The following is a 14138-nucleotide window of genomic DNA, read 5'->3' on the forward strand; positions in this document are numbered from 1 at the left end:
TTAATTCATTTCTTTAATTCCTCTTTTATTGTCTAGAGCTCGTCCTTTAATTTTAAAAAAGGGAGAGATTTACTCTATGTCAACAACTTCTTTAAACGAAAAAAACATTTCCATCATGTCTAGTTTTTCAGGTAGTAAAAAAGTTTATGTTGAAGGCTCAAGACCTGATATCAAGGTACCAATGCGTGAAATTGAACTAAGTCCTACAACGGGCGCCTTTGGTGAAGAAGAAAATCCACCAGTTCGTGTCTATGATACTAGCGGACCTTATACCGATGCTAATTATTCAGCTGATATTACAAAAGGTCTGCCTCCTCTTCGAAGCACATGGATTCATGAACGAGGAGATGTTGAGGAATATGAAGGACGAGAAGTTAAGGCTGCAGACAATGGATATAAGGATGAGAATGACCCACGTGCTAATCATAATGTGTTCCCAGGTTTAAAGCGTAAACCATTACGTGCCAAAAAAGGTAGAAATGTCACTCAGCTCCATTATGCAAGGAAGGGCATCATCACTCCTGAGATGGAATTTATCGCATTAAGGGAAAATATGAAACCTGAATTTGTGCGTGAAGAAGTTGCAAGAGGTCGAGCAATAATCCCTTCTAATATCAATCATCCAGAGGCAGAGCCTATGATTATAGGACGTAATTTCCATGTTAAAATCAACGCAAATATTGGGAATTCTGCTGTTTCATCCTCCATCGAAGAAGAGGTCGAAAAAATGACATGGGCTACACGATGGGGTGCTGATAATATTATGGACTTATCAACAGGGAAAAACATTCATACAACAAGGGAATGGATTATTCGCAATTCAGCTGTTCCTGTAGGAACCGTTCCTATCTACCAAGCGCTTGAAAAAGTTAATGGTGTTGCCGAAGACCTTACTTGGGAGGTTTACCGTGATACTTTGATTGAGCAAGCCGAGCAAGGCGTGGATTACTTCACCATTCATGCTGGTGTTCTTTTGCGATATGTTCCGTTAACAGCCAAACGTTTAACAGGTATTGTATCCCGGGGTGGATCTATTATGGCACAATGGTGTCTTCACCACCACAAAGAAAACTTTTTATATACTCATTTTGATGAAATCTGTGAGATCATGAAAACTTATGATGTTGCATTCTCTTTAGGAGATGGTCTACGTCCTGGTTCAATTGCTGATGCCAATGATGAAGCACAATTTGCGGAATTAGAAACACTTGGAAAACTAACAAAAATTGCTTGGGAGCATGATGTACAAGTAATGGTTGAAGGTCCAGGTCACGTGCCTATGCACCTTATTAAAGAAAACATGGACAAACAACTTGAGGTTTGTAAGGAAGCGCCTTTCTATACTTTAGGGCCACTTACAACTGATATAGCTCCTGGCTATGATCATATTACATCTGCAATAGGCGCAGCCATGATTGGTTGGTTTGGTACGGCTATGCTATGTTATGTTACACCAAAAGAACATTTAGGTTTACCAAACCGAGATGATGTACGTGAAGGTGTAATAACTTATAAAATAGCTGCACATGCTGCTGATTTAGCGAAAGGGCATCCAGGCGCACACAAAAGAGATGATGCCTTATCAAAAGCCCGTTTTGAATTCAGATGGAGAGATCAGTTTAATTTATCATTGGATCCTGAACGCGCTATAGAATATCATGATGAAACGTTACCTGCAGAAGGTGCAAAAACAGCACATTTCTGCTCAATGTGTGGACCAAAATTTTGTAGCATGAGGATTTCTCAAGATATTCGTAATTACGCGAAAGAAAACAAGCTTGATACATTAGAAGCAATAGAAAAAGGAATGAAGGAAAAAGCTGAAGAGTTTAAGGAATCTGGTGGTAAGTTATATCAATAACTCTTGTTGTTAGGATGTTTACGTTGAAGTTCCAAATAATTGTAGAGGAGATCAATCAATTAAAAACTCACATGTACACCTCACGATGACCTATTAGAGGAAAAAGCTCAGTTCTAATATGAACTGAGCTTCTATTTTACCATGGAAATCCTGTCCAATATTATCCATCTAATAGAGTTCTTGTTCTTGGAACACCGATTTATGAGAATTTATTCATAAAACGATAATGAGAATTATTAGAATACTACACTCTATTATGCAACACTTGGGTCGTGGTTAAGTCGCGTTAGCGATCTTGTTCCTAAAAACATGTTAATTAACTGATCCAGTTCGCTTAATTTCCACCTTTATATTTGGTTTTATCTTTAGTGCTGAGTATTTTTGTCTTAAATCTTTCTCAGTTAAATGGGAATATTTTCTTACACTTCTTATTTTTCTTCCGATGCCAATGGGATCCGTATTTAAATTTTTGAACTCCTCAAGTATATTTCCAAATTCTTTGTTTAGGGCTTCACCAATTAGTTGTTCCATTTTGTTTAGTGAATCTTTATTTTTCATAGAAGTAGATGGTTGAAATTCTAATGTTGAAACGGAAATCGTTGCATTCAAATGAACCAATTCTTCACTCTTTATTTCAATGTTACCTTTGTACTTTATTGGATGAAGTGTAATTTTATATAGATCACTTTTAGGAAGGTTGAGTTTTGCTATATCCCTTTTCTCTAGTTCATCAGCCGGAATCTCTACAGTTATATCACCTAAAAATGCCTTATTATTTGTGAATAATTTTAGGTAAAGGGTGTTTATCAACGAAATAGACCCAACAATTTTATCTTCTTTGAATAATGCAACACCATCTATAGAAGGTGCTACCCCATTTGAATTTTTTATGATGGGTAGGGTAGGATCGATACCAATTTCATATAGAGTGGTTATAAAATCATGTAAGTTGGAGTTGACTAACATTTCTTTCCTTTCGTGTTTATTCAATAGTTGATAGATATAGGATCCCATTTCGGGATATTCTTCATAGTTTGTATTGTTAATCGTCTCCTCAGCATTATCAGTAATGGCCAAAAAGATTAAAGAACTGATAATGCTATCTCGTTGCATTGTATCCAGAAAAGAAGAAATTCCTGTTTCTGCCATATTTTTATTAAACAGTATGGTCCTTAATTGACCAGACGTAATGTCATGGCTTGTCTGTTCCTCTAGTTTTTGTCTGATTTGTTTGCTAGTCGTTCCTTCAGCTGAAAGGGTTACACTAGTCTTTTCTTCTTTTCGGTCAAATTGTAACAAACTGATAGTACCTTTGTATGTATTGTCATCAAGCAAGTCATACCCAATAATTGTTGAAATTCCTTGCATTTCTATTATTTTTTCAGGGGCCATGCATGCAGTACAAAGAAGAGAACACAGCAGAATAACCATTTTTTTCATTCTTTCAACTCCGTCTGGAACGAGTATTGATTTTTGATCTAATAATGATGATTACATACAAGAAAATTGGATAGATAAACCAGAGAAAAAATCCAGTTTTGCCAATTTGATCAAAAAAATAATTATTATCTACTCTTTTCGTAATGAAAAAACTGCAGATAAAAAGGATAATGGAGATGAGCCATATTCCATATTTTTGTTTTATGTGAAAAATCTGTTTAATACCCTTGGAAGAAATATATAGTGTGATACAAAGATTTGGAAAAATAACTAAAATCCATAATGGAACCGCAACAAATTCAAAACGTTCAATAAATGGAAAATGGACAGTGCTAATCATGCTGACAACAGGCCATACATTCATCTCTAATTCTTTAGCGCTAAAAAATAAAATAGAAACTACAGTTGTTAGTAAAACAAGAATGGTCGTAAACCAGACTGCTATTTGACTAAAAAGCTGAAGTTTATTTTTCTCCTTTATAAATGGAAAAATAAATAGCAACGTCTCGAAACCTAACATTGTATAACTGCTCTTGAAAACTCCCTTCATCATTTCTGAAGGAGTTGTCGTCATTATAGGTAAAATCCTTGTTACGTTTATGGTTTGAAGAGGTTGGTACACAACAAATAGCAGCCATATAGTCACTAAAAAGGATAAGAAGCAAACACCGGTCACTACTCTGAATCCGCCTGATACAGCATAAATGGTTATCATTAATAAAGCCAATACCCCGACCCATTCATAGACTCCTTCATATCCCCATGTTAGTGACAACTCGACATAACTAATGGTAATCGAATAATGGACGGCAATATAGTAAATGACAATTACGAAGTTTAAAATACTACCAATCAAGCGTCCAAATATATGATCATGAATTTCGAATAGAGTACCACCTTCATTTTTATTTAGGATAGATAGTATGATCCATGTAATTAAGCTAACGATTAAACCAGAAAGTAAAATGGAGATCCAAGCATCTTTTTTTGATTCTAGATATATAATTCTTGGAACGCCAAGAATCCCCATACCAATTTGCGAAGTGTGTATGATAAAAAATGCCATAAAGGCGTTAACAAAACGTATATTTGATTTCATTTTGCACCTCAAAATTCATCTAAATCCGGTGAATTTTTTAATCGCTCCTTTAGGCGAATGGAGTCTTTTGTTCGATTTACTAACGGTCGTCTTCTATAAAAATGGTGGGGGAGACGTAGTAAAAAATATTTTAAATCTTTCATTCTTAGCGGATATAGAGGGGCAAGATAAGGTTTATTTAAAGAAGTTAATTTTAACAAGTGAACCATTAGAATACATATACCGACAATGATTCCGTTTAACCCCCAAACACCTGCTAAAATAATGAATGGAAATCTAGCAATTCTGACAGCAGTGCCCATTTCATAAATAGGTGCCGAAAATGCTCCTAATGCACTAAATGCAACAATGATAATTAAAATATTGCTCGTTAACCCTGCCTCAACCGTTGCTTGACCAATAACAATTCCTCCTACAATTCCCATTGTTTGTCCTACTTTTGAAGGAAGGCGGGCCCCAGCTTCTCTAAGTAACTCAATTAAAAATTCTAGTAAGAGTGCTTCTAATAAGGGTGGAAAAGGAACTTGTGAACGTGATTGTCCAATGATAAATAACAATTTAGATGGTATAAGTTCAAAATGATAAGTCATGGCAGCCACATATATGGCTGTTAAAAATAGAGAACCTACCATAGCAAATAATCGGATAAAACGAATAAATGTACTTAAAGACCATCTCAAATAGTTATCTTCTGTTGATTCGAAAAATGAGAAAAAATTAGCAGGTCCAATAATGGCTACTGGGCTACCATCTAAAAAAACTCCAATTCTGCCGTTTAAAATCGAATAGATGAACCGATCGGGAAGCTCTGTTAAAATAAATTGTGGAAGTAAAGAGTAATGATTATCTTCTAGGCATTGAGCTAATACGGAACTGTCAATTATATTTTCCGTTTTTAATTGATTAATCCTGTCCTTAAGTGTCTGAAGGGTGTCATCGTTCGCAATATCTTTTATATATACAATTCTTACTTGCTTTTGAACGCGTTCCCCAATTTTTATTTCATCCGTGCACAAATTCTTATCTTTAAGATTTTGTCTTATGATCTTAACGTTAGAAGTTAATGATTCAGTAAACGAAATTTTAGGGCCATATACTAACGATTCTGTTTCAGCTTTCTCTATCGAGCGTTCAATGGGATTTGCGCAGTTCACCATGAATCCCTTTTTTTCGTCTAAGAAATAAATATAAGCAAATCCATTTAATAGGGAAGAGATTACCTCTTGTTCCTCTGTATTTACCTTTATTTCCTCTATAGGTATGTTTTTCCTTAAATAGGTGTAATGTAAGAATTCTACAGAAAGTTCTTCCATGTATCTAATGACATATTCATTTAGAAACTCTGGCTTAATTAAATTCTTCATGAAAATAATATGAATTTCCTCTTGTCCAGCTTCAATCTTTCTACACTTTAAGTCGGGAGATTCATTAAGAATCAATTTAATTTTTTCATAATCTGGGAAGTTATCATTATTATGATGCTCTTTCATTCTGAACATATCCTTCAACCGTTTTTAATAGTGTCTGTATAAACAATTAATTTATACAGAATATGGATAGAAGGAAGTATTACTCTACAGCAGCTCTATTATAATTACCCCTTTACTTTTCTGTTTAACAATCGTGCCCAATTGTTGAAGACTAAAATTTATATTCACCAAGAAAATTGATATGCTCCTAACCTAACAAATTTTATTTAGGACTTACATGAATGCCTTCACTCTCTCGCCAATCTGCGTAGAGTATACGCTTTACATTATCATATCCATTGGTAGTTAATTCGTTATCTAACCAATGTTGATCAAATCCGAGTTCATGTAAATTATCCCATAAAATTTCTCCATCTATAATTAACGATGTTGGAAGGTCTACAGGACTTTCTGGGAGATTGAGATCTTGCTTGTCTGGTTTTTGATACTGGGATTTTAATAATAAACTTAATTGCCCATTAGCTTCCAATATACCGTATTTGACTTCGCGGACTGAAAAGACATTATTTTGACGGAGTATACTCAATACTTGATTTACATCCAATTTGTTCTTTGTAAGTAACTTTCTGTCCATAACACCATCTCGAATGATGATGTTAGGATTCCCTAATAAGAGAGAACGTGTCGATTTACTTTTTAGAGTCATAAACTCTATTCCCAACATAAGAAGTGTCCACAGCCCGATAGCATATAAAAAATGGAAAATCCCTACCTTATCTTCATAAATGGTACTTCCTAAAAAATCTCCAAGTACTAACACAAAAACTAAGTGAAACGGGGTTAACTGATAGATGGATGTTCTACCTGTTATGGTAATGACAAAAAATAAAGTGGCAAAACCAACGATGACTTTGATTGTCAGTATACCAATTTTAACTTCTTCCAAAGTTTTTTCCTCCAATTTATATTTTACTTAGTTGTAAGATCTTGAGGTTTAGATAATGAGGCTAGTTTTAGTATTAAAGCTCGAGTTACAATTCCAACAATGATGTAATAGATGAATGAATACTTGTATCTCCATTCTAAATAATTTACAAGTTTGACTGACTCGCAAAAGGGTTCACCTATAAAGGCATATGTTAGTGCCATAATAATCTGGGCTAAAATAAAAGATTTCCATGTTCTAAAATATTGATATAACAACATGTAAGCTACAGGTACCATTGAAAAATCAAAAGGAAAGGCCCGAGGAATAAAAGGAAGGAATGCAATGGGGTAATCCCAAAAACTATATTGTGCACCAACTACATCTAATAAGGTTGTAGTCAAGATAATAATGGTGCCAAATAACAAAATTTCTAAAATAATCTCTCGTTTAACAAGTTTAGCCCATATAACCCAAGGCACAATTAAAAAAACGACTAAAATCCACCATTCCCAAGTTAAAAACTCATTTTTTAGCCAACCATTTAATTCTAAATGATAAAGCTTATCTTCTAATAAGCGTATTTCCTTAAGATTTTCAGATATATTATTAATTGAAATCACCCCTAGTTTTTCTCTTAACATGCACAAACTATGTAGCGAGTATACGTTTGGAATACAAGGAATCATATACTAAAAAAGTGCATAACAAATAACCTTCCGATTTACTAATTGGAAGATTTACAGTATATAGTTGATTTTAGGGATAGTTACAAAAATGACTTTTACAAGCGATTTTATACAGAAACTTCTTTGTTTAGCCAAGAACTGTATAATGGTTCTTGTGTAATTAAGTGCATAAAGGTTTTCTTTTAATGTCAGTTTACACGCTATTTTCATTGCCATTTATGTGATATGCACCTCAAAACGGAACGGTTTAGTATTAGACTTGACTTTAGGCGAGAATATTACATAGTGTAATGGTGTTTATTAATGATACGGTTCACCGTGGTGATTTAAGAGGCAATAATAGGCATTGGTGAAATACCAATGCCTACTACTTGAGGTAAACTGCATTATCTAAATGTTAAGTAAAAAAATAAAAAAGTTTATGCTAACATTTGCTAACGCAATTAAGTAAAAACTGTAACATCTCGTTAAAGATGTTACAGTTAGAAAATTCCAAAACGTTGATTTACTGCACTTTTGGAACACAACATGAAAGATGTTACAACTTATCATATTGTGGGCGGCATGATGTAATAACGAAAAGCGGAAGTGGCTTGCTCAGCCCCGACAAGCATAAGACGGACCGACCATGTGGCGCTCTTTGCCACAAGGGCGGGGTGGCTAGACCAGAGAGGGGCTAGCCGCTTGAGCTAGACATTATGTCTCTCCTAAACCCTTGATATGAATGGGTTTTATAGTAAGATGAGAGTGGAATGCTAACATTTTGCTAACATTGAGGTTTTAATCGAGGCTTCTCATTAGTTATTTTAACTTTTGAGAAGCCTTTTTTCTATATTCTATTGTACGTATTAATCTTGGAATCCATAAAATATTTATGAAGCTTTTGCCCTTTTCGACAAATAGATCGGATTATTATAATTTCATATTTGTTTAACTACGTACAGCTAGATTTGATAAACGTTAAGCAACTTAAAATTTGTGCCTTTTCTAAAAAATGAAAGGCACTTTTTTGCGTTAAGAAAAGGGTTTACAGAAAAAAAGGCCTTTCATGGCCCCTACATATAGAATATGTAAGTTATTTAAATGATATCTCTTTAGCAGTTTGTTTAATGTGATTAAGTAGAAATTCTTCAACATCCTGAATGCTTAGACCTAACTCCTTTGCTTCGGAAATTAATTTAACCCAGTCTTGATCTAATCCTTCCAATCTCTTACCTCCATTAAATTTATTATAATGCAAATTGGTTACGGTTCTCATATAAAGAATAAACGATTGTGCTTGAATACAATATTGAGGAATGTTAATACTTTTTCATTTTGTTAGTAAAAAATGGTTTACTACATTCCATTATCGTTTCTTAGCTCTCCTAGACTGAGTTCATCTCATTAGTTAGAAATCTCAAACTTATAATTGACAGTGATAATCATTTTCAATTATACTGTTAATTGATAATGATTTTCATTTAACTAGAAGTGCATTAAACTACTTAAATTGTAAACAGCATCTAATCCTTACTACATAATTAGGAAAAATTTGTTATTCAGAAGGTGGATACGAATAAATGTTATTCAAATTTTCCTACAAAAATTGTGCACGATTGACTAATCTGCAGTAGAGAAAAGTTTTTCCTAGCCATTACAAAAAACACTTGGTACTTAAGGAGGTTCATATGGAGTTATTTGATGTAACGATCGTTGGTGGAGGTCCTGCGGGCTTATATAGTGCTTTTTATAGTGGTTTACGAGATTTGAAAACGAAGATAATCGAGGTGCAACCTGTCCTAGGAGGTAAGGTGAACATTTATCCCGAAAAGGTTTTGTGGGATGTAGGTGGACTTCCTCCAATGCAAGCACAACAATTCGTTCAAAACTTAATAATGCAGGCGAACACTTTTTCTCCAACGATTTGTCTAAATACTAAAGTGGAGCAAGTAAAGAAACAGGATGATATTTTTGTTATAACAACGAGTCAAGGAGAAGTCCATTATTCCAAAACAATAATTGTTGCTGTAGGTGGAGGAATCTTAAATCCAATTAAGCTTGAATTGGAAGGCGCAGAAAAATATGAAATGACGAACTTACATTATACGATTTTAGGTCTAGAAAGCTTTCGTAATAAAAAGGTTCTTGTATCAGGTGGGGGAAATGGAGCCTTTGACTGGGCCGTAGAACTTTTATCAGTGGCAAAAGAAGTCGTTGTGATTTATCGCAAGGAGCAAATAACTGCTCACGAGTCTCAGGTGAAGAAGTTAAAAGAGCATGGTGTGAAATTTATGCTTAATGCGGAAATTCAATCCTTAGTATCAAATGAAGATAAAAAGGCGATAGATTATGTTGCCATTTCCCAAAATGGAGTGACGCACCAAATACAGGTCGATGATGTACTAATTTGTCATGGTTATAACCGAGAAATATCATTATCTTTTGATGATAATATTCAACCACAGCGTAAAGACGATTATTATCTTGTGAGTCATGGCCAATGTAAGACTTCTGTTCCAGGAATTTTTGGTGCAGGCGATATAGTATCTTACGACGACAAAGTAAATTTATTGGTTGGTACCTTCCAAGATGCAGTGCTTGCGGTTAATAATGCATGCATGTATATCAATCCGGGGGCAGAAAAATATGCAATGGTATCTTCTCATAATGATAAATTTGAAGAGAAAAACAAAGAGCTTTTAAAAAAGTAGTTTACAAGGTTTAAACGAGTAGTCTTAAAAAAATATTAGATAGGTAGGGTTCTAAATGAAAAACAAAAAAATATTTTTACTACTAACTTTAACCATTATTTCTATACTTGCATTGGCAGGCTGCTCTAGCCAGTCTTCGAATACTGAAGAAAAAAGCAAAGAGTCAGCTCCTTCAACTGATACAGACTCAACATACCCAATGACAATTAAACATGCTCTAGGGGAGACTGTTATTGAAAGCCAACCAGAACGAGTTGTAACCATTCAATGGGGAAATCATGATATTGCCTTAGCACTTGGAGTTGTGCCGGTAGGTTTCTCAGCTGCAAACTATGGTGTTCAGGATGAGAGCGGAATGCTACCTTGGACAGCAGAGAAATTAAAAGAACTTGGACAGGAAAATCCAACTATCTTTCAAGATACAGATGGGCTCGATTATGAAGCCATTTCAGATGCTAATCCGGATGTCATTCTTGCTACGTACTCAGGTATTACTCAAGAAGAATACGATACTTTAAGTGAAATCGCACCTGTAGTTGCCTATCAAACTAGTCCTTGGGTAGCTTCATGGCGTGAACAGACCCTTTATAATTCTATGGGAATGGGTCTAGAAGAAGAAGGTAAGCAACTTATTGCTGATATAGAGAAATTAATTGAAGAAAAAACATCAGAACATCCTGAAATTAAGGGTAAAAAGGCAGCATTCGTAAGTATTAGTCCTGCTGATTTATCCAAATTCTACATCTACTCACCAGAAGATCCACGTGGTGAATTCCTAACTGAATTAGGAATGGATTATCCTGAAAGTATTGCTAATCAAATGACTAAGGGTAGTTTCTATATAGAAGTAAGTGCTGAAAATGCTGATATGCTTAACGAGGCGGAAGTGTTGGTGTCATACGGTGATGGTAGTACTCTTGCGGCTTTACAGGCTGATCCAATCTTTGGAAAGATACCAGCGATAGAGAGAGGTTCTGTTGTAATTATTGGAGATAACACCCCACTTGCAGCAGCGGGAACTCCAAACCCTCTTGCTATCCAATACTCAATTGATGAGTACTTAACTTATCTCTCAGAAGCTGTAAGTAAGTTGAAATAAAATGATGGATAAGAGTGTAACTGAAAATAAGCAGTTCCTTATACCGAAAAAATTTATAAAAGTATTGATCCTCTCAATGATTTTACTTGGTATAAGCTTATTGGCATCTTTTGCTTTCGGGTCTCGAATCGTTGGATGGAGTGAACTAATGGATGGTTTATTCCATCCCGATGTACATTCACATGGTGCCAATGTAGTTCGCCAAAGGGTCGCTAGAACTGTATTTTGTGTGATGTGTGGTGCCGCATTGGGGATTTCTGGGGCTTTAATGCAATCGGTCACTCGAAATCCTATTGCAGACCCTAGTATATTAGGAGTGAACACAGGGGCAGCGCTTTTTGTCGTTTGTGGAATTTCCTTTCTTAATATTGGTAGTGCAAGTCAATATATTTGGCTTGCATTAGCGGGAGCAATGATTACTGCCATTATTGTATTCGGAATTGGCTCGATAGGGAGTGGCGGTGCCACGCCCCTTAAGCTCGTTCTAGCGGGAGCCGCAACAAGTGCTGCTTTATCATCACTCGTTATGGCTATTATGATTACTCGCACGAGCGTTATGGATCAATTTAGATTTTGGCAGGTTGGTAGTGTAGGGGCAGGTAACTGGGACTCTATTTTAATTTTTATTCCTTTTCTACTAATAGGAATTCTAATTGCTCTCTTTACGGCCCCTGCATTGAATGCTTTAGCTTTAGGAGATGAAGCTGCAACGGGTTTAGGTGTACGAACAGGTACACTTAGACTCAGTGCTGCTTTTGGTGGAGTTTTATTGTGTGGGGTAACAACAGCACTCGCAGGACCTATTGGGTTTGTTGGGTTACTAGCTACTCATGTAATACGACTTCTAATTGGTCCTGATTTACGATACGTTATCCCGATGTCAGCACTCTCGGGTGCCGTCATATTACTTATATCGGATGTTTGTGGCAGACTTCTCGGTTCACCTGGTGAGCTTGAAGTTGGCGTAGTTACTGCATTTATTGGGGCTCCTATACTAATCTTAATAACTATGAAAGCGAAAATGCGTGCGTTATGATAAATGAATCAATGAATCTCATCATGGTAGGTAGATCAAAGAGACGTCGACGTTTTATAATTGTGACATCCATTCTTGCAGTCATTGCTTTTGCACTTTGCTGTGCCATGCTTATGCTAGGAAACACTATTTATCCTGTTCAGGATGTTATCGGTGTTCTATTTGGCGAAGAAGTTAAAGGTGCATCATTTGCAGTCGGTACCATCCGTTATCCGAGAATGGTTGCAGGTGTATTTGCTGGGTTTGCTTTCGGAGTTTCTGGCTATGTATTCCAGACAATGTTACGAAATCCTTTAGCAAATCCAAATGTAATTGGAATAACAGCTGGTTCAAGTTCAGCTGCTGTTTTTTGTATCATTATTCTTCAAGCTAGCAATACAGTTGTCTCGATTGCTTCCGTTATTGGTGGACTTGCTACAGTGTTAGTCATTTTTCTATTATCAAAAGGATCCTCTTTTTCAATTGGTCGATTAATACTGGTAGGTATTGGGATTCAAGCAATGTTAGATGCGGTCATTGCCTACTTATTGATGATTGGTCAGGAACACGATATACCAACCGCGATGAGATGGCTAAGTGGAAGTCTAAATGGCTCTAAAACGGAAACTCTCTATCCCTTAATCATTACCGTTCTTATCTTCGCACCAGTCATCATCGCACTTGGGCAACGATTAGAACTATTAGAACTTGGGGAGCAAGCAGCCACTTCGCTTGGAATCAATACGGATATGACAAGGCTTGTACTTATTATCAGTTCCGTACTTATTATTGCGTTGGCAACTGCTACAACAGGACCCATCGCCTTTGTTGCATTCCTTTCTGGACCGATTGCAAGGAGACTCGTTGGTGTTGGATTTTCAAGTGTTATTCCAGCAGGTCTTGTGGGAATTATTTTAGTATTAGCTTCAGATTTGGTTGGACAATTCGCGTTCGTTGCTAGATATCCTGTCGGGGTTATTACAGGTATTATTGGAGCACCATACTTGATCTACTTGCTATTCCGAATGAACCGAAAGGGAGATTTATAATGAATTCGACACATACTTTCCTAGCTGAAGGAATTACGGCAGGGTACGATAATAGAACCATATTACATGATGTAAGTATGAATATTCCAAGCAATAAGATAAGCATTTTGATTGGTGCTAACGGTTGTGGTAAATCTACCCTCCTTAAAACGATGGCTAGATTGATTAAGCCTACCTCTGGAAGAGTTACGTTGGACGGAAAACCGATTAATAAAATACCACCAAAACAGTTAGCTCGAATGTTAGGGCTTTTGCCACAATCACCTATTGTTCCAGAGGGAATAACGGTTGCAGATTTAGTTGGAAGAGGAAGATTTCCGCACCAAACCCTTCTAAAAGGCTGGACTAAAAAGGATTATGAAGCTGTTGCTGAAGCAATGGAGATTATGAATATTTCGGAATTTGCCAATCGAAATATTGATGAACTTTCAGGAGGGCAAAGACAGCGGGTATGGATTGCCATGGCTCTAGCACAACAAACAGATATTCTGTTTCTTGATGAACCTACTACCTATTTAGATATCACTTATCAAGTTGAAATTCTAGACCTACTGACAGACATCAATCGAAAAAACGGAACAACGATTGTTATGGTTCTTCATGACATCAACCTATCTGCACGTTATGCAGATCATATCTTTGCTCTTCAGAAAGGAAGACTTGTCGCAGAGGGGGAGCCATCCAAGGTTATTACAAGTCAACTGATTGAAGACATTTTTGGTCTCCATTGCACTGTAGTAAGTGACCCCGTTTCGGATTCTCCCTTTGTGGTACCAATTGGCCGATATCATAATAATGTAAGAATGTACTCTTAAGTATAAAACAATATCGGTCAAAT

General features: G+C 36.0%; 12 protein-coding genes. 6 read left to right on the forward strand and 6 right to left on the reverse strand.

Annotated elements, in window-relative coordinates:
- The first annotated feature begins 76 nt into the window (after positions 1 to 76).
- Entirely contained in the window at positions 77 to 1861 is a 1785-nt protein-coding gene (gene thiC, locus CZ490_RS19320; protein WP_077620377.1) for a phosphomethylpyrimidine synthase ThiC, read from the forward strand.
- A gap of 312 nt (positions 1862 to 2173) precedes the next feature.
- On the opposite strand, the gene CZ490_RS19325 is transcribed toward thiC, so the two are convergent.
- The 6 genes from CZ490_RS19325 to CZ490_RS19350 form a co-directional block, all read right to left on the reverse strand.
- Positions 2174 to 3301: a Ger(x)C family spore germination protein gene (locus CZ490_RS19325; RefSeq protein ID WP_077620378.1), complete on the reverse strand. Its 1128-nt coding sequence runs from the start codon at positions 3299 to 3301 to the stop codon at positions 2174 to 2176.
- Between the two features lie 4 nt (positions 3302 to 3305).
- The gene (locus tag CZ490_RS19330) at positions 3306 to 4400 is read right to left on the reverse strand and encodes a GerAB/ArcD/ProY family transporter (RefSeq protein ID WP_077620379.1); all 1095 of its coding nucleotides are present in this window, start codon (positions 4398 to 4400) and stop codon (positions 3306 to 3308) included.
- 8 nt (positions 4401 to 4408) lie between these two features.
- Positions 4409 to 5890 (reverse strand): spore germination protein, encoded by a 1482-nt coding sequence (locus tag CZ490_RS19335; RefSeq protein ID WP_077620380.1) that lies wholly within the window; start codon positions 5888 to 5890, stop codon positions 4409 to 4411.
- A 202-nt stretch (positions 5891 to 6092) separates the two neighbouring features.
- Complete coding sequence (locus tag CZ490_RS19340) at positions 6093 to 6776, reverse strand: DUF421 domain-containing protein (RefSeq protein ID WP_077620381.1); 684 nt, start codon at positions 6774 to 6776, stop codon at positions 6093 to 6095.
- 23 nt (positions 6777 to 6799) lie between these two features.
- On the reverse strand, positions 6800 to 7399 hold the full coding sequence (locus CZ490_RS19345) for a CBO0543 family protein (RefSeq protein ID WP_234987260.1): 600 nt from the start codon (positions 7397 to 7399) through the stop codon (positions 6800 to 6802).
- A 1120-nt stretch (positions 7400 to 8519) separates the two neighbouring features.
- The gene (locus CZ490_RS19350; RefSeq protein ID WP_234987261.1) at positions 8520 to 8651 is read right to left on the reverse strand and encodes an anti-repressor SinI family protein; all 132 of its coding nucleotides are present in this window, start codon (positions 8649 to 8651) and stop codon (positions 8520 to 8522) included.
- A gap of 463 nt (positions 8652 to 9114) precedes the next feature.
- Here CZ490_RS19350 and CZ490_RS19355 point away from each other — a divergent pair, with 463 nt between their 5' ends.
- Genes CZ490_RS19355 through CZ490_RS19375 form a run of 5 tightly spaced genes read left to right on the forward strand, consistent with a single transcriptional unit; the run spans position 9115 to position 14115 of the window.
- Positions 9115 to 10137 carry an NAD(P)/FAD-dependent oxidoreductase gene (locus CZ490_RS19355; RefSeq protein WP_077620384.1) on the forward strand — a complete coding sequence of 341 codons (1023 nt, stop codon included), beginning with the start codon at positions 9115 to 9117 and terminating at the stop codon, positions 10135 to 10137.
- 55 nt (positions 10138 to 10192) lie between these two features.
- A complete protein-coding gene (locus CZ490_RS19360) occupies positions 10193 to 11236 on the forward strand; it encodes an iron-siderophore ABC transporter substrate-binding protein (protein WP_077620385.1) in 1044 nt (347 codons plus the stop codon).
- Position 11237: 1 nt separating this feature from the next.
- A complete protein-coding gene (locus tag CZ490_RS19365; RefSeq protein WP_200801608.1) occupies positions 11238 to 12272 on the forward strand; it encodes a FecCD family ABC transporter permease in 1035 nt (344 codons plus the stop codon).
- Positions 12269 to 13300 carry a FecCD family ABC transporter permease gene (locus CZ490_RS19370; RefSeq protein ID WP_077620386.1) on the forward strand — a complete coding sequence of 344 codons (1032 nt, stop codon included), beginning with the start codon at positions 12269 to 12271 and terminating at the stop codon, positions 13298 to 13300. The genes CZ490_RS19365 and CZ490_RS19370 overlap by 4 nt, the downstream gene beginning before the upstream one ends.
- The gene (locus tag CZ490_RS19375; RefSeq protein WP_077620387.1) at positions 13300 to 14115 is read left to right on the forward strand and encodes an ABC transporter ATP-binding protein; all 816 of its coding nucleotides are present in this window, start codon (positions 13300 to 13302) and stop codon (positions 14113 to 14115) included. The genes CZ490_RS19370 and CZ490_RS19375 overlap by 1 nt, the downstream gene beginning before the upstream one ends.
- Positions 14116 to 14138 lie beyond the last annotated feature (23 nt).

It is taken from the genome of Litchfieldia sinesaloumensis (assembly GCF_900156865.1).
In the GTDB taxonomy this organism is placed as follows: Bacteria; Bacillota; Bacilli; order Bacillales; family Bacillaceae_L; genus Ferdinandcohnia; species Ferdinandcohnia sinesaloumensis.

Excerpts from the sequence above, each read along its gene's own strand:
- CZ490_RS19330 (WP_077620379.1), bottom strand. The coding sequence starts at position 4,400 with ATGAAATCAAATATACGTTTTGTTAACGCCTTTATGGCATTTTTTATC.
- CZ490_RS19345 (WP_234987260.1), bottom strand. The coding sequence starts at position 7,399 with ATGTTAAGAGAAAAACTAGGGGTGATTTCAATTAATAATATATCTGAA.
- CZ490_RS19370 (WP_077620386.1), top strand. The coding sequence starts at position 12,269 with ATGATAAATGAATCAATGAATCTCATCATGGTAGGTAGATCAAAGAGA.
- CZ490_RS19325 (WP_077620378.1), bottom strand. The coding sequence starts at position 3,301 with ATGAAAAAAATGGTTATTCTGCTGTGTTCTCTTCTTTGTACTGCATGC.
- thiC (WP_077620377.1), top strand. The coding sequence starts at position 77 with ATGTCAACAACTTCTTTAAACGAAAAAAACATTTCCATCATGTCTAGT.
- CZ490_RS19375 (WP_077620387.1), top strand. The coding sequence starts at position 13,300 with ATGAATTCGACACATACTTTCCTAGCTGAAGGAATTACGGCAGGGTAC.
- CZ490_RS19360 (WP_077620385.1), top strand. The coding sequence starts at position 10,193 with ATGAAAAACAAAAAAATATTTTTACTACTAACTTTAACCATTATTTCT.
- CZ490_RS19365 (WP_200801608.1), top strand. The coding sequence starts at position 11,238 with ATGATGGATAAGAGTGTAACTGAAAATAAGCAGTTCCTTATACCGAAA.
- CZ490_RS19335 (WP_077620380.1), bottom strand. The coding sequence starts at position 5,890 with ATGAAAGAGCATCATAATAATGATAACTTCCCAGATTATGAAAAAATT.
- CZ490_RS19355 (WP_077620384.1), top strand. The coding sequence starts at position 9,115 with ATGGAGTTATTTGATGTAACGATCGTTGGTGGAGGTCCTGCGGGCTTA.